Below are 23,533 nucleotides of genomic sequence, written 5' to 3'. Positions count from 1 at the left end.
TGATATACTTAATGCGTAAATATAAAGTGAACTAAACCACCTAAGATAATTTATGCTTAAGGCTTACTTTAATATAAAGGAGGAATTTCCTGTTGGAAATTCCTCCTTTTGTATTTTACACAAAGTTAATAAGTCAGCTCAATACTCTTTACTCTCAAAACGCCATTTTCCTTTGGATTGTCAAGGCCTTCTGTACGAAGAGAAACTGTACATTTCTCAACCTTCGACCAATCTATTGTTTCACCTAGCTTATTAAGTCTTGGATAGAAATAAGAAGATACTCCAGGGAAATCTCGAGGAAGCATTGCTGCGTCATCCGGCACAAGGCTTTCCAAAGACACGCTATGCTCAGCCATCTTCTCAGTTAATGGAACCTCTACTGACCATGATCTACAGTCTGATTGTGTAAATATCACTTTCACTTTACATTTGCCTGAGGCTTCCATATTAAGACCAATAGGAAGAACCTTGGCATTTGTTCTAGCTTTAAGTTCAGATACAATGTATTTCGAGAATGATATATCAGCAGGTCCGGGATACAAACTTCCAACAAAAGAATCATAAGCTATCTCTACAGCAGCCTCACTTTTTCTATCGTAAATAGTATGTCTTTCAAACTTAGGAGTATTCATTATTGAAACCACACTGTTATAATATCTTGAGAAATCAAGCTGCTTATCATTTTCAGCACTAAATACATTTAGTGGACTATACTTAGTATCAACAATCTTCACCTTATATCCTGACGTTGCTGAGTCAAATCCTATATCATCAGGATAAAGTGAAATTTCATCAGGGAAAAGGTACTTCTTTCCAGCAACAGTTATGCCGATACGATATTCCTGAACCGATGGATTCTCAGACACTGGAAACTCTGCTGAATACATATGATATCCTGTCTGCTTCATTGTAATACGTCTACTTCCCCAAAGGCCTACTCCTGTAAACATAGTAACAGACTCAGGCTGCTCAGCAGAGTAAATTTTACAAGTCACAGTGGATGGCTTGCCCGCTATAAATTCCTGAGGTTGTTTAAATATAAGAACTGGTTTCTCAGGCATTGAAGGCTTTGCTGTAACAAATTCATCCATTTTGATTCCACCAACTTTTTTAGGAAGATCAACCATAGCGAAGTCTTTATCGGATACTATATATACTCCAGGATAAACAATAATTTTATTATCACGAGAATCAACCACCTTTCCATCAAGTCTCTTAACTACAGTATTACCATTGATACCGGGAAGTGATAATTTAAACTGACGAGGCTGATTATCTACAAGATAAGAGGGGCGTGTAATACTTGGATTCATATAAGGATCACTGACCTCAAAGATATTCGGATGAACCTCCATTCTCCACATGCCATTACTTATTCTGTCAAGGAAATAGATACCATTACCAACAGTCTTAACTAATGTTGAACTTCCAGAACCTACAATTCTCTTTAACGCAGTAGGATTCTTTGGTGATATATCCAGTATATCTGCACTATACATCAAAGCTTTATCTGTATTGTATAGGCTCAACCTCCTATCATAATCTACAAGGAAATCATCAAATTGACTATTTTCAGGATATTCACCATAATCCTTTCCAATAGGAAGTTTATTCATTGCCTCTGCAGAAATAATAGAGCTGACAGCCTTTTCGGGAGTATATACCATGTTGAGATGATGTGTCTGCCAACTTAGATTCATTCTACCTGTAGCAAGGAAATCATAGGTAAACATTGTTGTAAACTGGATTCCTCCCTCTCGATACTCTCTTACCATTGCAGGATAAAGATATCCTTCAGTAACGTCTGGAGTATCAAATTCGTATACCAACCTTGAGCGCCTGCCTATATCCTCCTTAATCTGTGGATACGATGCTACAAATGGAAGTATATTACCCTTTAATGTATAACCATGGTTCAAACCAGTAGGATACCATGCATATGATCCTCCCTGGATTTTAGTCTGTTTAAGTATAGGAATAACACGAAAATCCTGACTTACATTGTAATAAGTAATCTTTTGACATCCGGTCTTACGAATTGCATCAACCATTTTATTGATGTAATGAATTGTTTCAGACGGCTTGTCAATTAGCATTGCAGGTTCGTTGATCAACTCTATGAATGTAATCCAGGGCTCATACTTAAGCTGCCTGCCAGTATACGGATTAACATGATTGAGAAGTTGAGTCATATAGTTGCACTGCGCTGCAAGAGCATTAGGATTCGTAATCAGTTCTTCCTTAGTATAGTGGGCTGAAAGTCCAGGGAACTTCATGTCGTATGCCTCATGAAAGCCGGCGCTATAAGTCACAATAGGGCTGAGAAGCATAGCTATTTCTCTCTCAGAAGACTTTGCAATCAGATAGTCCAAAGCATCTAGATGCTCGTTTTCAATAAGATTGCCATTTTTGTCGCAACATTCCCAATCACCCCATAGACAGAGACGGAGGGCCTGCCATCCCATCCTTGAGAAATGAATTAGGTCCTCATCTATCATACTCTTATAATCTCTGCCTACATAACCAACAGAGCGGAAGTCACAAGAAGAAGTAATACAATAGTTGGCACCAAATATCCCCATAGGTGTTTTGTCTGATTTCCAACGTATTATTCCTTTAGAATCCTGATAGACCAACTCGCCCGATTTTGCAGAGATATCAGATATTGATAATACTGTAAAAGAGGCTATCAATAAAGTTTCAATTATCTTTTTCATAATGGTCATTCTATTTAGTTATAAATAATGTTGTTCTGTATTCTGGTATTACTTCAGGAGTACCTAAATCAAGATATTCCTTGGATTTCCCAAAATCCGGCAGTTTGGAAAGGTCCTTTAGATATTGTCCGTTTTTGTCCATAGGAAGGAAATAGAAATACATATTATGTTCACGGAGCCCTTCACTATGCTTCTTCAAAGCAACTATCCATGGAGCATCAACATAGAAATTATCTGTCTTTACATATCCATTCATAAGGCATACACCTCTGTCACCAACATAATTGAATTTGATATATAACTCACTAAGTTCATCCCAATTCACATTCGAAGCATCTACTATTAAGTATCTGTCGCCGCTCTTTTTAACTGAGATGTTAGGATTAACCTCAGGCATGTTAAGAGTCCACGATGACCCGATAGATGAATTGCTCTTGGTAATTGTTCCCTTCTCTGAAGAGAGTTTAGCCTCGGGCCAAACTACAATATTTACTGATGATGATGTTGTGATAATCTCAGCTTTTTCAGATCCGACTACAATACCTTCTGAAAATAGAAGTCTATCGCCATACTTGTATGAATTAAGAGCCATATCAAATGGTACTACAAGAAAATCTACTCCATCAATTTTGAAATCACAAGCTTGTCCAGCAACTAATTTTATGTAGGTACGTCCCTGAGAGAAAGATGATTTCACTCCCTTAACAAAGTGCTTTCCATCAAGTACGATTTCAGGAGCAATTCCATCAAGTGAAATAAATACAAAACCATTACCCACCTTGCAGTAAGGCTGAACAGTTGCATAGTTGAAAGGGATACCTCCAAATTCAACTCCAAATGGGAAAATTGCTGACATCTTTGATTTCAAAGTAAACGTATTATTGGCAGGGATACATACTTTTCCCGACTTTGTCTGAACCTCAATCCTGTTATTTCCCAGGTTTTGAGTCTGACATCTATCCTGAAAGTTATGCATGAATACATATCCCCCATATCCATTACTACGAATTGCATATCTCAATGTAGTAACATCTTTCGAATCTGATGTATTTGAGTCTGGGATAACAGTTACCATAGGAGCCAGAGACTCACCAAAATCTTGCAAGAAATAATTTATCAACTTTAGTGACTTATATCCTAATCGAGGATAACCATCCTCTCCCAAAGGAGATTGATAATCATAGGAACGCATACTGACTGAACCATCCGTATAAGACAAGTTGCTGCCCTCAAACAAAGGATTGTTACCACCATGATACATGTAGTACCCAAGTCCGTTATTTCCACTTCCTACATTTCTTACCATAAATGGAAGAAAGCTTTCATGAGGAACAATAGATCTTCTTTCATGACTTGTCATCATTCCTGTTCCTATCTCTGCAGCCATTGCAGGATATTTAGACGTATCAAAGCTAACCGGAGCATAATCAGGATGCTTGCGTATATCTTTGAAAAGATAAAAATCACTTGCTACATTACCAGGAGTCCATGCAGCATATGCATACCCTGCCATCACAGGGATGCTGCCATCTTCCACAATAGTAGCAAAGCCCCAACCTGTTGCAGTATATAGAGGAGTATCAATACCGGCAGCCTTAGCAAGACGCTTAAGTTCTTTCATATGAGAAGCTCCTATTGCTGAGTTGGCATTACCTTCACTATTTATACCCGCCTGAACCTGTGTAATTCCTACATCCATTCTTGCTGCTGTAAGTTCGCTGAAACGGCCATATCCCAAAGCCCATCCGGAAGCTGCATGCTGATATTCATTCTCTAGTTGGACACCAATGATAGGTCCTCCATCCTTATACATAAGACCGGTAAGTTGTTCACCAACCTGTTTGAAATAGCGTTCAACATATCTCATATACTCCGGATCATTGCTCCTTACCTCTATAGGACGACCATAAAGCCAGTCGGGAAGGCCTCCATTACGCCACTCACCATGAGAATAGGGGCCTATGCGTACAATTACATCAAGATTATTCTCATCACATAGCTTCACAAAAGCCCTTAAATCAGCATTACCATCCCATCTAAACTTACCCTCTTCCGGCTCATGATAGTTCCAAAAAAGATAGGTGGCCACCACTGATATACCACCAGCTTTCATCTTCTTGAGTTCCTTATCCCAATTCTCTTTTGCACATCTACTATAGTGAAACTCTCCCATTACTGGGATATATGGTTTCCCATTCCTCTCAATATAATTGCTGTTCACAGATATTGTTCCCCCGGAAGGGCTTACTCCTCCAAGTTGCAGATGGCCTCTGACTACAGTAGTGTCTACATTTGTCACATCTGTTTTCCATATCTTCTGGGCAGAAGCTGAGAAACAAACCAATGCAAGAATGATGAAAAATGCTATGAGTCTTTTCATAATATTATTTTTTTATTGAGGTATCATTAATATGATATTTATTATCTAAACAGATTTGGCAGAAACTCTTTAAGGCAGCGTCTCCATGTCAGCCATTCATGGGCAGTGCCGGGAGATTCGTAGTATATATTGTTGATACCTCTTTTCTGTAGTGCTTTACCCAAATCTTTTGCTCCCATTCCTTCCTCACTTCCGATACCGATGAATAGGGTATGTACCCTTTTGTTGAAAGCCTTGCTGTCAGCGAATACACCGTCGTATGCTTTGTCTATTTGGTCTTCACCTAGGAACAAAGCCCCGCTGAATGACCCGATGTAAGAGAACTTATCGAGATTTCTAAGTGCAATCTCGAATGTCTGGTGTCCTCCCCATGATAAACCGGCCATTGCACGATTATCTCTATCTGTCAAGGTTCTGAACTCCTTATCAATTGATGGTATTATATCCTGAAGAAAGATAGGTGTGAATGATGCTCCGAAATTCTCTCTTGTTGCAGTAGGGTCCTCTTTGATGAGGGTCATGAAGTTGATACTGCAGTTTCCTTTATCCATCACACAATCATAGGCTTGCATTTACCTGCAGCAATGAGATTGTCAAGAATGAAATTTGCCTTTCCCTGAGTTGGCCATCCAGTCTCATCTTCACACATTCCATGCTGGAGATAGAGTACAGGATAACGTTTGTTTGGCTTTGTTTCATATTCAGCAGGAGTATAAACATTTGCTCTACGGTATGATTTCTCGTATGTTGAGTAGTATACAAATGACCTTACCTGTCCATGTGCCACTTCTGAAGGCCTATAGTAATCTCCTTCCACTCCTTCAGGAATTTCAATTGCAGAAGAATATCCGTAACTTCCTCCATAAGTGTATGTATTGAGATCTGTAACAATTGCCCCATCTACAATGAAATTGTAGAAATGTAAACCTAATGCAAGAGAATCAGTGTTACCATACCACCATCCGTCAGTATCCTTTTCCATTGGATATATACCACGGCAGTCAATTTGTACTTTGTCTGCATTTGGTGCATGAAATCTGAACCATGCTCGTTGCTTGTCATCAACTCTTGGCCATTTTCTCAAGAATAAGGCATTTTCTGAAGTCTCTGTACCTTCTGGAAGAGGTTTCTGAGCAAATAATGAAGAAGCAAGAAGAATTGCAAGTGTGAATAAAATAGTAAATTGGGTTTTCATCAGTTTTAGTGTTTTTATTAATATATTATATACTTAAAAAGAAGTGGGTTTGATCCACTTCTTTTCAACTATTAGATAATATTGAACCTTAAATTATTGTTAGTTCAAATATTATTTAACTACAAGAGTCACTTTGTATTCTGTTATGACTTTTGGCATAGGTAGGCTAAGATACTCTTTCTTTCCACCAAAATCCGGGATACTATCAAGGTAGCTTAAGTATGGTGCATCTTTCTGCATAGGAACAAAATAGAAATACATCTCTTTATCCTTCAAAGTGTCGGTATACTTTTTAAGGCCCATAAGCCAAGGTCTGCTGGTGTAGAAGTTATCTGTCTGAAGCACTCCGTCCATCATACATATACCACGGTCTCCAACATAATCAAAGCTTAGATATACCTCATTCACTCCGTCCCATTTCATGCCAGATGCATCAAGAACTATGTGTCTGTCATCAGTCTTCTTTATTTCAAGAGCAGGTTTTACTTCCTGGAGAAAGACTTTCCACTTTGAACCGAACGCAGAACTAATTTTAGTAATAGAACCATTGTTCACAGAAATGTTAGCAGCTGGCCATACAGTAATCTCGGTCTCTGGGCTTGTAGTGATAAGTTCATGCGTGTCATGTCCACATACAATACCATTAGAAATAAATAGCCTGTTATTGACTGTGTACGCATTCAATGCATCTTCAAATGGGATTAACAAGAACTCAACACCATCGATACTGAATTCTACAGCTTTACCAGATGGTAGGGATACAACTGTATCACCGCCTTTCACTGTCGCTTTTGCTCCTTTGACCTTATGGCGCCCTTCCAAAACAATTTCCGGCTTCAAACCTTTCATTGAAACAAAAACGTATCCGTTTCCTACCTTACAGAATGGTTGAATCATTGCTGTCTTGAATTTTACACCACCGAAATCGATGTTGAAAGGAAGCACTGCAACTGATCCTACATTCAGATCGAATGTCCCGCTATTAGGAAAAGAGTATGTTCCTTTAGTAGCCTTTACTTCAATCCTATTATCAGCTATATTACTGGTTTTAAGATGATCTTGGAAATTGTGCATGAATACATATCCGCTCTCTCCGTTACTCCTCACAGCATATCTCAATGTGTTTAGATTTGCAGGGGTAGTCGGATTAGTTTTTGGAAGTATAGTCATACATGGGGCCAATGTTGCTCCAAAGTCTCTAAGGAAGTAATTGAATACCTTCAGAGAATAGAAACTACCTTCAGGGAATCCGAACTCTCCAAGTGGTGACTGGTAATCATATGATTTGAGATTCAATCCGAAAGCCTCAGTGTAAAAATGATTACCTATAGATGGGGTAGTACCGCCATGGTACATATAGAAACCTAGTCCGTTGCTACCGCTACCGATTTCTCGAACCATCATAGGAAGAAGACTCTCTTGTGGAACGCGTGGTCTCTTCTTGTATACTACAGCCATTCCTGTTCCTAGCTCAGCTCCTAATGATGGATATAGAGCAGGGTTATAGCTTACTGGTTCATAATCAGGCTTAGCGTGAATATCCTTATATAGATAGAATGGGCTAGGGGTTGGCTCATCTACCCAATAAGGATAAGCATAAGCTGACATTACAGGAAGACTTTCTTTTTCAATGATTGTGGCATATCCCCATCCGGTAGCTGTGTATAGTGGAGCAATTAGACCTGCGTCAACTGCAAGCTTCTTAAGTGTCTTCATATGCACTGCACCTATAGCAGAATTCTCATTACCACTCTTGTTGATACCTACCTGAATCTGTGTAACTCCCACGTCCCTGCGTGCAACCGTAAGTTCTCTAGGAGCTCCGTCATATGTGAATCCCCAAGGTGCTGCAGAGTGCTGGTACTCATTTTCAATCTGTACACCTATTATAGGTCCTCCATCTTTATGAAACTGGCCTTTAAGCTGCTGACCTATCTGTCCATATAATCTCTCTACGTATTTTAGGTATTCTGGATCATTGCTGCGAATCTCAATAGGACGGCCATATAGCCAGTCTGGAATACCGCCATTCCTCCACTCACCATGGTCAAATGGTCCAACACGCACAATAACATCCATATCATTCTTTCCGCACAACTCAACAAATCGTCTCAAGTCGAGGTCCCCATCCCAATAAAAGTGTCCTTCGGATGGTTCGTGAAGACTCCAAAAAACATATGTAGCTATAAGAGTGATGCCACCAGCTTTCATTTTCTTGATTTCCTGATCCCATTGATCTGCAGGATAACGGCTGAAGTGGAACTCACCAAAAATCGGAATGATAGGTTCTCCATTACGCTCAAGATAGTGACTATTTACTACAATCTTATCTCCATCAGGGTTTATTCCTCCAAGTTTTAAATGCCCTCTGACTACAGTAGTGTCTACATTTGTCACATCAATTTTCCATCTGTTTTGGGCATATGAAGAATAACAAATCAATGCAAAAATGATGAAAAATGCTACGGGTCTCTTCATAATATTTTATTTTTTTCGGTAATAGTGGACTATATGTCCGTTTTAATGTGATATTTATTATCTAAACAGATTTGGCAAAAACTGAAGCAGCAGTAATGATAATTGTGCTCTCTTCAAGGCGCGATATTGCATATACCAACCTGCTTCAGTTTTACTCTATTTTTTTTGAAGCCTCAATAAAGGCATCCATAATTTTCGTAGGGCGCTTATTTCTGAAAGCTCCAAGTTTATAGCCACCATCTATTTCCGGCGCCCAGTAAAATACTCCGTGACAGTGCCCTCCTGTTTGAGTACGTGCTGCTTTAATAAGGTCCGTAATGAATTTATAACCTGCCTCTGGATAGTCAGCATCATATCCTGTTTCGACAATCATAAGCTCTTTACCAAACTTCTTGTATAGACCATTAATATTGTTTATACAATCAATAATAGTATGCTCATCCTTTGCTTCAAGCCCTTGATCCTGATCCCAGTAAGGATAACAACTCATCCCTATCATATCATAATTTACATGATATTTCTCGAATGCATTGAATATCTTGTTATAACGAATAGGGTCTACGCCCCCGTCAATATGAATAACTATTTTAGCATCTGGATAAATACCCTTTATAACACTACAGCCTGCCTCCGTAAGACCTGCATACTGCTCCATGTTATCCTCTGCCTTACCCATAGGCCACAACATACCGTGAGTTGTTTCATTACCGACCTGTACCCATTTTACATCAATATTGTTTTTCTTGAATAGCTTCAATATTTCAATAGTATGGTTGGCTACAGCCTCTTTCATCTTTGTGTAGTCATATTCTTTCCATGCCTCCGGGATTGTCTGATGCCCGGGGTCGGCCCATGTATCACTATAATGTATGGTTATCATAACTGGCATACCTAGTGCTTCTGCACGTTTTGCTATAACGAGTTGGTCTTCCATATTGCACCATTCTCCTTTTGGATTAACCCATACACGCAGTCTTATAGCATTTAGACCCATGTCATGCATCATTGCAACTAACTCTTGTTTATTACCTGCCTTATTAAAAATAAAGCCTCCTCTTTTCTCCATCATGTTGGCTCCTGCAACATCGGCACCGAGCCAAAAAGGCTCTCCGCCCCATGTTTGCAGTGCAAACATGAGACAGAGAGGTCCTAATAATAACTTTTTTAAATTCACTTTTATATTATTTCTTTGGTCCATCATAATTTTCACGAGTATAATATTGAGTCAGTTCATATCCGCTTGAAGCAGCTTGCTCTACTGCAAAGTTTGGCAATGGGAAATACTGACTAGATGGTGTGCGTCCTATCTTATTCATTATAGTATAATACTTGTTGAATCGGATAAGGTCAACCTTGCGGCATCCTTCATAATATAGTTCATGTCCACGTTCGGTAAGTAATGCATCAAGGAAGTCATTGGCTGTAGCAGTCTTATCAGCAGAAAGATTAGGTAAACCGGCACGGTTACGAACTTTATTAACACAGTCTATTGCACTTTGTGAGACAGCATTATGAGCTCTTACATCTGCTTCAGCATATAGCATTAAGGCATCTGCCCAACGTGCCAATGGAATATCTGTACCTTGGAAGGAAGTAGCTGATTCGATAGGATATTTATTAATGATGAATCCATCCCAACGATTGCCAAGTTCCTTCTCTGTAACCCATCCATTCATAAAACTATAGTATTGTGTAATAATTGTTTCAGCACGTTTATCACCTGGTTCAAATGTGTCATAAAAATGTTTTGAGATATTGAATACCATACCCCATCCACCACCTTGATTTGCAAAAGGTGTAGGGTTGCCCTTGTCATCTACTTTTGATACATCCCAAGGCAATGAATACCAAGAGAAAGGATTGAAGTTACCCTCTTTACTCTCGCCTGTAGCATTACTATGACAACTTACAGCCATAATTGTCTCGCAATTAAATTCATGACCAATCTTGAATTGATCTGCATATGGATTTTCACCTCCTTTATATAGATCGTAGTTACCTTTGAACTGCCCAAATATGTCATAAGCTTTCTGGTAATAACCTGACATATGATAACCTTCATTTAGATAGTGACGCATAAGGCAGAAACGAGCATAATCGGCTGTATAACGTCCTTTCTGTGATTGTTTTTCAGCTACATGCTGACTGGCATATTCTAAGTCATCTGTTATATATTGAGTCATAACATCCAACTCCGGACGTACAAGATGTGATTCATTAATTGTATCACCTAGAAGCTTAGCATCGACTATGACAGGAACCGGTCCGTACATGTTTAAAAGGTAGTACATCATCATACCGCGGCAAAGACGGGCTTCACCAACAAACTCATTCTTCTTTTCCTCAGAAAGTATTTTTGAATCAGCTTTTTCCAATTGGTCAATAATCTTTGTAAAGCGGCTTATGTCGCGTACTTTTTCAAAATGGCTTGGAGCACCAACTGAAGCACGTCCTAGTAGTTTCATGTCATCAAACTGAGCAGCACCTATCGTTGACCACAACCAACCCCATGAACCTATTACCCATGCCGAGCTTTCATCAGTTGTAGAATCAAAGCAGCGGTGTAAACCTCCTTCGGATACATAGAAATTATGTTGTTGTGCAGATAATGCATAACTCCAGTTAACCGAGAATGGCACATAACATTCCATCATATAATCTTCATAGTCACTTGCTGTAGCCGGGAAGTTATTTGTAGACAACTGTCCATATATTTTTGCATCAAAGTCATTTTCACAACCTGTAATCGTAATGCCCATCAGTAAGATGTATAGCATTGTGTGAATAATATTATTGCGTTTCATTTTTTTCTTTTTTTATTATTAGACATGATATAGTTAGAATTCTACCTGTACTCCTAAAGAGAAGGTACGTGTCATTGGGTATTCAGCTTTACCACCTTTATACGAACCACCTGTTGTAACCTCAGGGTCGAAATTATCAAAGCTTGTGAATGTAAATGGATTCAATGCATCAGCATAAATACGGACGCTTGTAAAGTAGTTACGAAGAGCTCCAAGATTCTTTGCATTAAATGTGTATCCAAGTGTTATATTACGAACACGAAGAAAACTTGCATCCTGATAATATACATCGGTTCCACAACCACCTGGTAACGATACATTAGACAAGCGTGATGCTATACCTGGAAGATTACCATCAGGGTTTGTCTGCGAATTGTATACCTGGTTTATTATTGTACTTTGATTAGTAGTTTGATTAGCAAGTTCACGTCCGTCACTCCAATCGTATGAGTAGTTATATTTCTTTAGTCCTAACTGTGAATATACAAAGATGTCCAAATCCCAGTTCTTGTAGTTAAATGTATTTCCAAATCCCCAATATAGTGCAGGAATAACATTTACCATATCTATATCACCTGTTGTTATTTCACCATCTCCATTAAGATCCTTTAAAATAGGACATCCTGGATAACTATATTTTTCCGGTTGAGTTGTTGGGCAATTTGACTTTTCAGTATTTATTATGCCTTCAGTACGATAGAAATATAGAGCATTTACAGGTTCATCTTTACGAATTTGATATTCGTTATAATCATAATTTGGGAAACGTTCTTTCCATGTAGAGTTATAATGAGAAAGTGTTATTGCTGAACTCCATTTGAAATCTGGTGTCTGAATATTATTTGTATTGATAGTTGCATCCCAACCATAACGGCGGATATGTCCACCATTAATAGGATATGTAGCAAACATAGACAAACCAGCTGTATTGGCATAACCAAGCATATCTGTTACATCATTCACAAAATAGTCAAAGCTACCACTGATACGGTCTTTAAATATAGAAAAATCAAGACCAATATTCTTCATAATTGTCTTTTCCCATGAAACGTTTGGATAATCCTGGCTAATAAGATAGTATGGTACATATGTAGTTCCATTATTATCAAATCCGATTTTGTTACCAAAAGCTCCGTAAGCACCATAAAGACTTGAGCCAAGATTATCATTACCTGTTTCACCATATGAAGCACGTAATTTGAGCAGATTTACCCAATCTACATCTTCCATGAAGTTCTCATTGAATATTTTCCATGCTACTGATACAGAAGGGAACCAAGCATATTTTTTGTTCTTGAAGAATTTGTCAGTACCATCGCGACGTACTGATGCATTTATTACATAGCGATCAAGAATGTCAAGTGCCAAGCTTCCGAATTGTGAACGTTTCTCATCAGCTCTTCGATATGATGTTGGTTTAAAATCGCCTGTTGCAGCTGAAATATTATCATTCCCAATAACATCGTTTATTTCATTATATGAAACACCAAGGCCATTTGAATTAGTAAAGTAACGTCCCATACCAACCATTGCATTTACAGATAGTGCTTTATTGAAAAAGTCATGGTTAAAAGAGAATGTAGCTTCCATTGTACTATTATCGCGGTCACCACGTGCTAAGCTACCACGTGATTTGTACATCTGGTCAAAATATACATTTTTAGGTATATATACATTACGTTTTGTATTTTCAGAATTGTAACCATATAGTACTTTTGCTGTCAACATCTCTGGGATAATGGTAAAATCAAAAGTAAAGTTTGCATTGAAACCAGAAAGATAAGATCTGTTGGTCATATCAAGCATACCTACTGAATTTGGTATAGTAAGATAAGACGTATATTTCCCATCAGCATCAAAAACAGGTAGATTTGATGGATATGAAAGTGCTGCTGTAAGTGCACCGCTCGCTTGTGCACCTCTTCCACTTGTAGTACCACCTACAGAACCATTATTATTATTATTATTATTATAGTTTATTGAAGTTGTAAGTTTTAACCATTTAAATAGTTGTGCCCCAACATTGGCTCTAAGTACAAAACGCTCGTAACTTGAACTAGCAACAGAACCATTTTGCTTATAATAGTTCCCAGACACATAGTAATTTATTCGTTCTGCGCCACCCTGAATTGTTACGTTATGGCTTGAAATGCTTCCATCTTTAAGTATATAACTTGCCCAATCTGTGTTCTCGGCATTAGCTATCTGCTCAGCGGTAAATACATCAGAATTACCATTATCATATTCTTTTGTTCCATAAGGAACCATGCCATTATTGTACAGATATTGTTCTTTTTTAAAGATGTTTGCATAAGTCATATAATCCTGAGCATTAAGTTGCTCTATGTATTTGTAGTTCTTTACTGAAGCAACAGATCCTTCATAGCTAATCTTCATCTTACCTTGTTTGCCACGTTTTGTGGTAACAAGAATGACGCCATTAGCGGCATTGACACCGTATATAGCAGCACTTGCATCTTTAAGGACTTCTATTGATTCAATATCAGAAGGGTTTATGCCTGCTAATCCTGAACGATTTATACTGTTTGGCATTACTGTTGTTGTACCACCTGCCGATTCAATAAACTCATTTGTTGGCATTACTATGCCATCTACAACATAAAGAGGCTGTCCACCACCACGAATGGTCATATTTACACCACCACCAGGCTGAGAACTTGATAGAGATGCCTGCAATCCTGCTGCACGTCCCATAAGCATCTGTCCCATGTTTGTTGTTCCAGTTTTTGAAACTTCATCGGCTTTGACTTTTGCAATAGATGTTGTTAAGTTTTTACGACTTACTGTGCCATATCCTGTTACTATAACTTCATCAAGAACGGTTGCGTCTTCAAGCATTATTATGTCAATCTTATCCTTATTTACAACAACAACCTGAGTCTTGAACCCAATATAGCTGAATTCAAGTTTATCACCTTTGTTTACGTTGATAGCATAATTGCCATCCAAATCCGATAATGTGCCAAGTGTAGTACCTTGCACTTTTACGGAAACTCCAATTAACGGTTCTTTTTGACCGTCAAAAATTGTTCCCTTTACATTTTGTTTTTGAGCCCATATTGTCATAGACCAACATAAGCAACAAAGTACTAGAGAAAATAGTCTCTTTTCCATAATTTTAATTTGAGTTTTTATTAGATTATTAAAGTTTACCAATAAACTGATACTTTATTCTGCAATAGTATCAATTAGAATATCTACTGTAGGGCTTATTTTAGACAAATAGGGTTAGAAAAAAGACAAATGGGAAAAAAGCGCGATCTATAATTTCCGATATTTATTAATTTTATCAACTTTGTAGTCATACAAATCATAATTCCTTTAAGATATGAAACTTAGGTTAACCCTTTTTTTTCTGATTCTATTACTATATAATACTATTCAACATGCCAAAGCAGCTGAAGAGATTTCATTTAGGAATCATCAAATACCTGGCTGCAACACAGTATCTAGCTTTGCACAAGATGATGAAGGCTTAATATGGATTGGCACTCTCGATAATGGGCTTTATTGTTATAATGGATATAATAGCTTCCCTCGTGCCCATATGTCCAGCTCTTCACCACATTCGGTATTCGATCTATCAATCGTTGGTGATTCCATTTATATGGCATGTGATAAAGGAATAGCCATATTCAACCGTCGAACTCTTGTCTATCACTATCCGATTCAGCCACATATAACAAATGCCCGTACAATTGTAAAACATGATAATCGTTTATATTTCGGGGCAGACCAAGGACTTTATTGCTACACGCCAAATAGCGGTAAGGTTGATATTATAAATAATAAAATAACGGACATATATTCTATAGTGTCTACGCATAAAGGGCTTCTAGTTGGTACACTATACGGCCTATACTTCGTTAATGGAAAATCTTTTCATGAAATACCTGTAGCCGGTCAACGTAAATCGTATATAAGTGCCATAATCTCTGACAGAAATGTAAAAGATAAATACTGGATTTGGGCTTTTGGAAGATTTTTTGCATATAATGCAAGTAATAATGAGTTCTCAGAAGAATTGCTATTGCGTAATATATCTATTAAGACATTAGCACAAGATAAGAAAGGCCGTTTATATATAGGAACTGACAATGGATTATATATAAAATCTGACTCCGATATCTTACACCTATACCATGACTCTAAAGATTCAAGAAGTATACCCAACAATATAATATGGCGTACTTTTCTAGATTGCAACGACAATTTATGGTTGGGCACTGATAATGGTTTCTCAACATCAGCACATCACCCCCTTTTTAAATATAATTCTATCTTTCAGATGACCGGGTACACTACGGGCAATTATATTGAAAATGTTTTCGAAGATAGCGAACATACACTATGGATAGGAGGATCAAGCGGTTTGATACGTTACCCTATTGACGGCAATTGGACATGGTATCGTGATGGCAATCCTCAATATCCAATTACTCACAATAGAGTACGTTCATTTTTCGAAGATAGAGAGCATAATATATGGATATCAACTGATTTAGGAATCAATCTTTATCTTTCCTCTACTAGGCAACTACGCAACATAGTTGTAACAGACAGTAATCATCATTACACAGCGAGATGGGCTTACGGTATGACAGAAGATGAGCATGGGCGCTTGTGGATAGCATCATATAATGGACTATATATTATCTCAAAAAAACGTTTGCTTAGTTCTAATGATAAAGAAATTGAAGCTGATATAGTACTTATGCCTGAAACCCATTTTAGTCATATAGCCCTCGACAAACAGGGACAAATATGGGCAACCTCCTCACAAGGCCTGATGAGAATAAATACAATAGACTGTAAAGTGCATAATGTAATGAAAGATAATATTGATGCTATGACTATTGTAAATCAAAATGAAATATGGGTTGCTTCATCCGGACGCTTTCTACATTTCGCGACTGATGGGAAAAAGATTGATGAATTGAGGTATGGTACTTCAAAAGAGAAGATACTTACCATAAACAGTGTGGGTAATCAATTGTGGGCTATCAGCCAAAATGAATATCGAATAATAAAGAATTCAAAAGAAATAGAACTATATAAAATACCTTTTTACGCTGCAACATCAGGATTATATTCACCTAATACCAAACGATTCTACATAGGGAGCATAGACGGACTGATGATTCTCGATCCTACATCTATTGATAAGAGGCATGATAGTGCTCAACTAGTATTGTCTGAAATATTGGTCAATGAACAACAACTGTCTGATCAACCTAATAGAACTCTTAATAAAAACATTAAACTATCTTTTGATGAAAATAATCTTGTGTTTATGTTTTCTGATTTACCCTATTTAAATAAGGTACAACATCTATATGCGTATAAATTGGAAGGAGTTGATAATAGCTGGCAACGGTTGAATTCTGAAACATACCAAGTTAGCTATAACGGACTACCATATGGTAACTATACATTGCAAGTATTCACTATAGATGGATTTGGTAATATAAAAGATGAAGTATATAGCTTAGAGATAGACATATTTCCACCATGGTATCTAATGTGGTGGATGAAACTGCTATATTTTATACTTATTGTAGGTTTAGCATATTTAGTGATACATTATTATATGGTAAGAAGACGACTTAGGCAAGAACATGAAGCTAAGGTAAAAATTATGCAAGAATCGCAGAGTCGTATTAGCTATTATCAGTATATATATTCAGAGATAAGAGTATCATTAGGCTCTATTATGAACCCAATGATTCAGTTGCTAGGTTCTAATCCTAAAAAGGAGATGTTGCATCATCTTGAGGAAATACGTCATGAGTCGACACGACTAAACTCTCTCATTAGAGAAGCCTCTGAAGCCAGTACTTCCAACAAATTTACCTCGAATGATACTCTTTTGGATATCGTTGAATTATCTCATCAAATGGTAGATGAGATGAAATCAGAAGGGGCTAAGAAAGATATAAAACTCACATTTTCTTCTTTTACTCCTCATCTCTATGAAAAATCCGATATAACTGAAGTCAACTCTTTATATTGTATTCTGCTAGGCTATGTAATACAGCATTCAGAGAGTGGTGGATCTGTGAATATATCTATAAATTATTTATCATCTAATAAAAAACTGATAATAACAGCCAAGAGTAATACTATGCATATTCCAAGTGAAATATGCCCATTTCTGTTCCAGCGTTATGCTCTTCAGATGCCCGACGCACCAGATGATTATACTCCTATGCTTTATATGATAAGCCAATATGTGGAAAAATATAGTGGAAGTATCGGCGTAGTACAGGCAAATGATGGTGATGCTTTTGTGATACAAATTCCTATTGATATAAATGAAGAAATACTGGAATCAAATAAATTAGAAGTTGACGATATAAATTCTGATAATGAAATACATACAAGCACTGAAAAGAGTACGATAAATAGTAAAAGTGACGAACGTTTACTACTTGAAGCCATTTCTATTATTGGAGAACATATAAGTGATAGCGATTTCAATGTTAGTAAGTTACAACAGGCTTTGGGTATAGGTGATAAAATGCTTTATAGAAAGATTAAGTATATGACTGGTCTCACTCCTGTTGAATATATTCGAGATATCAGAATGAAACGAGCATCTATACTACTTCGTGGCGGACAGTTCTCGGTTTCGGAAGTCATGTACATGGTAGGTTTTTCAAATACCGGGTATTTCTCAAAGTGTTTCACAAATGCATTTGGTGTAACACCTACACAGTATATCCGCTCAAATTACAATAATAATGATAACTGATTGGTATGCCCTTTAACAGAGGCATAGCTTATGCTTACTAATAACAAAAACATTCAACAATAACCATAAACAAAATATCCCTGCAAGCTGACTTGCAGGGATAAGTTAATGTTTGTACTATTGTCCAATAAACTTGTAATGTTTATTTAGGAATAGACATTTTTTATCTTAATCATACCTATACTATTTATTTCATATGTTCAACAAGTCTCTTATCATGATTAGATACCTGCATTACTTTAGGGGTATTCCATATCATTGTGTTCACTTCCTTTGCTGTTGAAGGTTTCCACTCCGGCATTCCTGGTGCATAAGGTCTACCGGTACGTGCAAAATTTATCAATACACTGCTCATTGTATCGCCAAGTGCAATTCCATCCGGAGTTGCTCCTGTCATATTAGCACTTCTAACAACGTTATTGAAATAGAAAGGAATATCTCCGTTGTGTCCGGCATGGAAATTTCCATCCTCACCTTTCAACTGATATGTGAAAAGATAATTCCACACAGGTGCACCATTATCGGCTACTCTTTTGTGCAATTGCTGTAAAGCAGCAGGACGTACCATTGTATCAAGACGATAAATTTCATCAATGCCGGCAGCAGGATATGCTTCGCGGAATGCATCAACAAATTCTCCGGCATCTTTACCCATAGTCTTACCTAAATCTGCCTTTACATCATCCCAAGTATTAATTCCTGCTTTAGGTTTATTACCACCAACAAACTCATTCAATGTAGAACCTATGATGAGCGGAACATTACTGCTGATCTTCTCTGACCCATTTTCCCAAAGTGCATCCGGTAAAGCATCTCCATCAACAATAGGCTCCCATGAAACAAAACGTCCTGATGGGCTACGTCTTATTTCCTGAGACATTTCACTCATGCTTTTGTATTCGCCTCATATAGTTTCTCATAATCTACCTTTTGTATATCATCAATATTATCTTTATTCAATCCAAGAAGCTCCACTGTACGTCTTCCTATCTTATGCGCTATTTCCTTATTCTGCCCACACATAAATCCAGATCCACTCATAATCATTGCGCGATGGAATAATCCTTAGCCATAGGCATACAGAGCATACTTGATACTTTAGCTCCTCCACCACTTTGACCAAATATGGTGACGCAGTTTGGATCGCCTCCAAAATTAGAAATATTATCACGTACCCATTTTAGTGCTTCTACAAGATCTATATTACCTACATTCCCAGAATATTTGTACTTATCGCCATATTCCGACAAGTCTGTGTATCCTAAAGTGTTAAGTCTGTGGTTTACTGTTACTACTACCACATCGCCCTTATCTGCAAGATTATGCCCATGATATCCTGGATGATCTTGCCCGCAGCCTTCAGCAAAGCCTCCTCCGTGGAACCACACTAATACAGGACGTTTTTTACCATCATTAATTCCTTTAGTCCATACATTTAGACAAAGACAATCTTCACTCTGACGGCCCTCATACCATAAATAGAAAAATGCACCGGCATCATTGTTCCAACGATTTGAAGTAGGTTGTGGTGCAGATGGCCCATATGTCCTGCATGATCGTATGCCAGACCATGGTTCTAGCGCCTTTGGCGTTTCAAAACGCTTTGCCTGTGCATAAGGAATACCTTTGTATGTATATATACCTTTATAGATATAACCACATACCTTACCATACTCTGTTTGTGTAGTTGAAGCCTTTGTGGTACTATTGATAATGACACTCGACTCTGGAGTATCCTGCGCCCATACGCACCCGGCTGACAACATAATGGATAAAAGTAGAATTAATTGTTTCATTGTCTTTTTTAATTAATAAAAATATTTCATTGAAACTAAGGTAAATAGAAATCTACCAAAGGCCGGACACATATTTGACAAAATGGCTAAATGTCGTTTTTGTGGTCTATTTTAAGAACTCGTATATGAATTTATTAGATATGATTCGTTCATCAGGCTTAAAACCATGCCCTGCTCCTGTGATGACATTTAGTTGCGCTTTATCATACAACTTCGTTACTTTTTCAGAATAGCTTAGTGGCACTACAACATCCTTAGATCCATGAATGATTTTTACGGGTCCATTATAGCGTGTTATCATATCGTATACATTCATATCTCTAAGTTCCATGAAAAACCTTTTCCCTATAGGCACTTTCCATACAAATGTGGTGTCGAGTATATCATTTGTTTGTGGATAACGTTTGTTCCAATTGTCTGGTATGCATAATGCCGGATAGATAAGAATTAATTTTGAAATACGTTCTTTCAAATCTGCTGCAGCCAATGCAGAAACAAGTCCACCTTGGCTTTCACCTATTAATATTATATTATTAGTATCCACATCAGACCGTTTCTCGAAATATTCTACAATACTCTCAAGATCTTTCTTTTCATCTAAAATAGACATGTTCATAGTATTTGCATCACTACGACTATTTATGGAACCACATGGGAAATCAAATCCATAAACAATATATCCTAATGAATGAAGCATTTCATAATAATCAGTTGCGAAATCATGAGTCCCATTAAACCCATGGCTTATTATAGCTACTTTTTTTTTATCTTTTTGAATAGGTTCACTTACCACTCCATAAATATTCCGGTTCCCATTTTTAATGGTCAACTCTTTTACTACTGAGCCAACTTCCTTATATCTCATCATCAATTCACAAGAACTATTCTGGCTATCATACTCAGATTTATTGTTTAAAGCTTCTGTTTTCTGGCTTCCCTCTACTGAAATAAGGAAAAATAAAAATGGTAATAATACACTAACTCTTTTAATCATTTTATTCGAAATTTAAACATGAATTTGAGTTGCAAAATTAACCTTGCAACATAAATGAATGATAACTAAAATAGACAAATTAAGATATAAAATAGACAATTATATTATCTTACAAACGTGTTTTGCAGAGACATGAAATATTATGGTTGAACAAAGAAATTATAGAATAATATGAATAGTTGAGTATTTAAAAATTAATTACCTAAGCAGTCTTTATTATAGGATCATAGGGCAGCAGAAAAAACAATTCTTGATATATAATCAGTTGTCCAATATGTGATGAGGTCAATCCTTTGGGATTAGCCTCATCATTATTTTTTGAAATGATATATCTTTCTGTTGCACACTCCTGAGAAAGTTAGGAATCCCTCATTAACAAGAGAATTTATCATCCTTCTCCCTTTCCCAGGTAATAATCCCGTAATAGAGCAGAAGTCGGGTATGGTAAGATAAATGTTATTATTTAAATATTCCATCACCTTATCTTTACACTCATCTACAGATATCTCCCTACTATTCCTGAAGCCCTCCTTGGCTCTCTCAATCTTTCCCTTGCAGGCTCTCTTGAATGATGCAGTAGCACGGAAGTTAACATTAGAAATCTCTATGCTCTGTGAATGGATATCTTTAACATCTTCTACTGAAGCAGCAGATAGCTTGGCAGAGAAATAGCCTATATTGCCAAGTTCAAAATGATAACCATAAGAGATGTATTGCGCCATCTTTTCTTCCAATGATGAAATGACACCTACTATGTCCGCACGAGAGAAAGAGGTGCCTCTTACTATATCATCAACAATATCATTAATTGTAACTGTTCCCTTAGATATTAATCTGGGGAAAAGTCTTTTTCCACCATCCTTCACAGATGCTGAAGGTTGTGGCCAGAATCCATACTCTATTGCCATAATTATAATATGTTATTAGGTTAATTATCATCTCTTTCTAACTCAACAACTGTTGTCTATATAGACATCAGTGAAGTCTATATAACTCACAGCTGTGAATCGGATACTTTATATATATTGAGTACTATATCATACTAAATATACAAAAAAACTTTCAATTACGCTATTGATTATCAATATAATATATGGTGAAAAAGCTAAGAAAGTACTCTTAATAATATACAAAATAGAGTTATAAATTACTGGCATGAAGCGATAAATAGTTACTTAAAGATATACAGTAAACTTGACAGTTTTTTATAAATACTAAACTCTTTATTATAAGTTAATTGTGACAAATAATATATAAACCATAACAATTTCATATTTTTGTAGTGATAAAATACTATTATAAAAATGGAAATTGTCTACACTAACGGAACTGACGAGAGATTTAATAATCTCTGTAAGGAACTTGACCAAGTATTAGAAGATAGGATGGGAGAGGAAAAGCAGAATAAATGTGGCTGCTCAAACAATATTTGTGGTAAAACAAACGTTGCCTTACTCCTTGAGGATGGTAGGCCCATAGCGTGCGGAGCTATAAGAAGATATAGCAAACGCTGCGCAGAAATAAAGAGAGTCTATGTTAAAAGTGAATTTCGAAAAAAAGGATACGGCAAACTTATTGTCTCTATTTTGGAGAAAATAGCAAGACGTGAGAACTATCATTTTACTCTGCTTGAAACAGGAGATAAACTCTATGAAGCACATAACATGTATAAAAAGATGGGATACAAAGTTATACCAAATTATGCTGAGTATAGATGTATGAAAGATTCCATTTGCATGAAGAAAAAAATCGTTCCGAAATCTTTAGAGACTGAAAGATTGATATTAAGACATATAAAAAGCAGTGATGCTGAAGATATATTTGAATACTCCAAAAACCCTGATGTAGGACCAAATGCAGGATGGGAACCTCATAAAAGTTTAGAGGAGAGCAAAGAATTGATGAAAGTAATATTCATGGGCCAGAATAGCGTCTTCGGTATTGTACTCAAGGATAATAATAAGCTCATAGGTACTGTGGGACTTATAAATGATCCAAAAAGAGAAAACCCTAAAGCTCTCATGCTTGGCTATGCATTATCGAAAGATACTGGGGAAAAGGAATAATGAGTGAAGCGTCTAAAACTGTAATAGATTATGGATTTAATGAATTAGGTCTTGACATCATTTCTTGTTGTTGTTACTCATTCAATAAACGTTCAAGAAGAGTAATTGAAAAATGCGTATTCAAATACGAAGGTATAATTCGCGGCGCTGAGATGAGATATGATGGTAAAATTTTTGATTTAGACTCTTTTTCTCTCATTAATGACGAGTGGAAGAAAATGAAATAGAGCAGATAGCACTAACGTTCCATTATCTGTTGATTAATAAAATGTCAACAAGTGATGTTGTTACAATAACGAAGAATGATATTAAGCAGCAAACAACCTAA

Annotated in this window: 14 protein-coding genes and 1 pseudogene; 2 read left to right on the top strand and 13 right to left on the bottom strand. The window is 36.9% G+C overall.

Translation table 11 applies throughout. The features are described 5' to 3' along the window. Positions 1-125 precede the first annotated feature (125 nt). The 8 genes from JCM15092_RS16400 to JCM15092_RS00335 form a co-directional block, all read right to left on the bottom strand. Complete coding sequence (locus JCM15092_RS16400) at positions 126-2,717, bottom strand: glycoside hydrolase 5 family protein (RefSeq protein WP_024992918.1); 2,592 nt, start codon at positions 2,715-2,717, stop codon at positions 126-128. Positions 2,718-2,727: 10 nt separating this feature from the next. Beyond that, positions 2,728-5,097, bottom strand: a complete 2,370-nt coding sequence (locus JCM15092_RS00360; RefSeq protein WP_024992917.1) for a beta-galactosidase — start codon at positions 5,095-5,097, stop codon at positions 2,728-2,730. A 41-nt stretch (positions 5,098-5,138) separates the two neighbouring features. Continuing rightward, positions 5,139-5,648 carry an alpha/beta hydrolase gene (locus JCM15092_RS17775; RefSeq protein ID WP_262501356.1) on the bottom strand — a complete coding sequence of 170 codons (510 nt, stop codon included), beginning with the start codon at positions 5,646-5,648 and terminating at the stop codon, positions 5,139-5,141. Beyond that, complete coding sequence (locus tag JCM15092_RS17770) at positions 5,648-6,292, bottom strand: alpha/beta hydrolase-fold protein (protein ID WP_262501355.1); 645 nt, start codon at positions 6,290-6,292, stop codon at positions 5,648-5,650. Before JCM15092_RS17770 ends, JCM15092_RS17775 begins: the two co-directional genes overlap by 1 nt. A 111-nt stretch (positions 6,293-6,403) precedes the next feature. Then, positions 6,404-8,770: a beta-galactosidase gene (locus JCM15092_RS00350; RefSeq protein ID WP_024992916.1), complete on the bottom strand. Its 2,367-nt coding sequence runs from the start codon at positions 8,768-8,770 to the stop codon at positions 6,404-6,406. 151 nt (positions 8,771-8,921) lie between these two features. After that, positions 8,922-9,944 (bottom strand): glycosyl hydrolase 53 family protein, encoded by a 1,023-nt coding sequence (locus JCM15092_RS00345; protein WP_235782239.1) that lies wholly within the window; start codon positions 9,942-9,944, stop codon positions 8,922-8,924. Between the two features lie 7 nt (positions 9,945-9,951). Then, a complete protein-coding gene (locus JCM15092_RS00340; RefSeq protein ID WP_024992914.1) occupies positions 9,952-11,574 on the bottom strand; it encodes a RagB/SusD family nutrient uptake outer membrane protein in 1,623 nt (540 codons plus the stop codon). A 33-nt stretch (positions 11,575-11,607) separates the two neighbouring features. Continuing rightward, a complete protein-coding gene (locus JCM15092_RS00335; RefSeq protein ID WP_051532437.1) occupies positions 11,608-14,709 on the bottom strand; it encodes a SusC/RagA family TonB-linked outer membrane protein in 3,102 nt (1,033 codons plus the stop codon). 214 nt (positions 14,710-14,923) lie between these two features. Here JCM15092_RS00335 and JCM15092_RS00330 point away from each other — a divergent pair, with 214 nt between their 5' ends. Then, the gene (locus JCM15092_RS00330) at positions 14,924-18,349 is read left to right on the top strand and encodes a two-component regulator propeller domain-containing protein (RefSeq protein WP_024992912.1); all 3,426 of its coding nucleotides are present in this window, start codon (positions 14,924-14,926) and stop codon (positions 18,347-18,349) included. A gap of 187 nt (positions 18,350-18,536) precedes the next feature. Here the strand turns inward: JCM15092_RS00330 and JCM15092_RS16395 are convergent, their stop codons facing one another. The 5 genes from JCM15092_RS16395 to JCM15092_RS00315 form a co-directional block, all read right to left on the bottom strand. Next, on the bottom strand, positions 18,537-19,229 hold the full coding sequence (locus JCM15092_RS16395) for a carboxylesterase family protein (RefSeq protein ID WP_159101352.1): 693 nt from the start codon (positions 19,227-19,229) through the stop codon (positions 18,537-18,539). Positions 19,230-19,234: 5 nt separating this feature from the next. Then, a complete protein-coding gene (locus tag JCM15092_RS17165; protein ID WP_159101351.1) occupies positions 19,235-19,390 on the bottom strand; it encodes a hypothetical protein in 156 nt (51 codons plus the stop codon). A 2-nt stretch (positions 19,391-19,392) separates the two neighbouring features. Continuing rightward, entirely contained in the window at positions 19,393-20,145 is a 753-nt protein-coding gene (locus JCM15092_RS16390) for a carboxylesterase family protein (RefSeq protein ID WP_084488383.1), read from the bottom strand. Between the two features lie 106 nt (positions 20,146-20,251). Beyond that, positions 20,252-21,139: an alpha/beta hydrolase family protein gene (locus JCM15092_RS00320; protein ID WP_024992911.1), complete on the bottom strand. Its 888-nt coding sequence runs from the start codon at positions 21,137-21,139 to the stop codon at positions 20,252-20,254. 311 nt (positions 21,140-21,450) lie between these two features. Next, positions 21,451-22,047 (bottom strand): HU family DNA-binding protein, encoded by a 597-nt coding sequence (locus JCM15092_RS00315; RefSeq protein ID WP_024992910.1) that lies wholly within the window; start codon positions 22,045-22,047, stop codon positions 21,451-21,453. 396 nt (positions 22,048-22,443) lie between these two features. Between JCM15092_RS00315 and JCM15092_RS17360 the strand changes: the two are divergent. Continuing rightward, positions 22,444-23,432, top strand: a pseudogene (locus JCM15092_RS17360) (GNAT family N-acetyltransferase). Positions 23,433-23,533: the final 101 nt, after the last annotated feature.

The sequence above is a fragment of the Phocaeicola paurosaccharolyticus JCM 15092 genome (genome assembly GCF_000613805.1).
Lineage (GTDB): Bacteria > Bacteroidota > Bacteroidia > Bacteroidales > Bacteroidaceae > Phocaeicola > Phocaeicola paurosaccharolyticus.
This window is presented reverse-complemented; position numbering and strand designations above follow the sequence as displayed.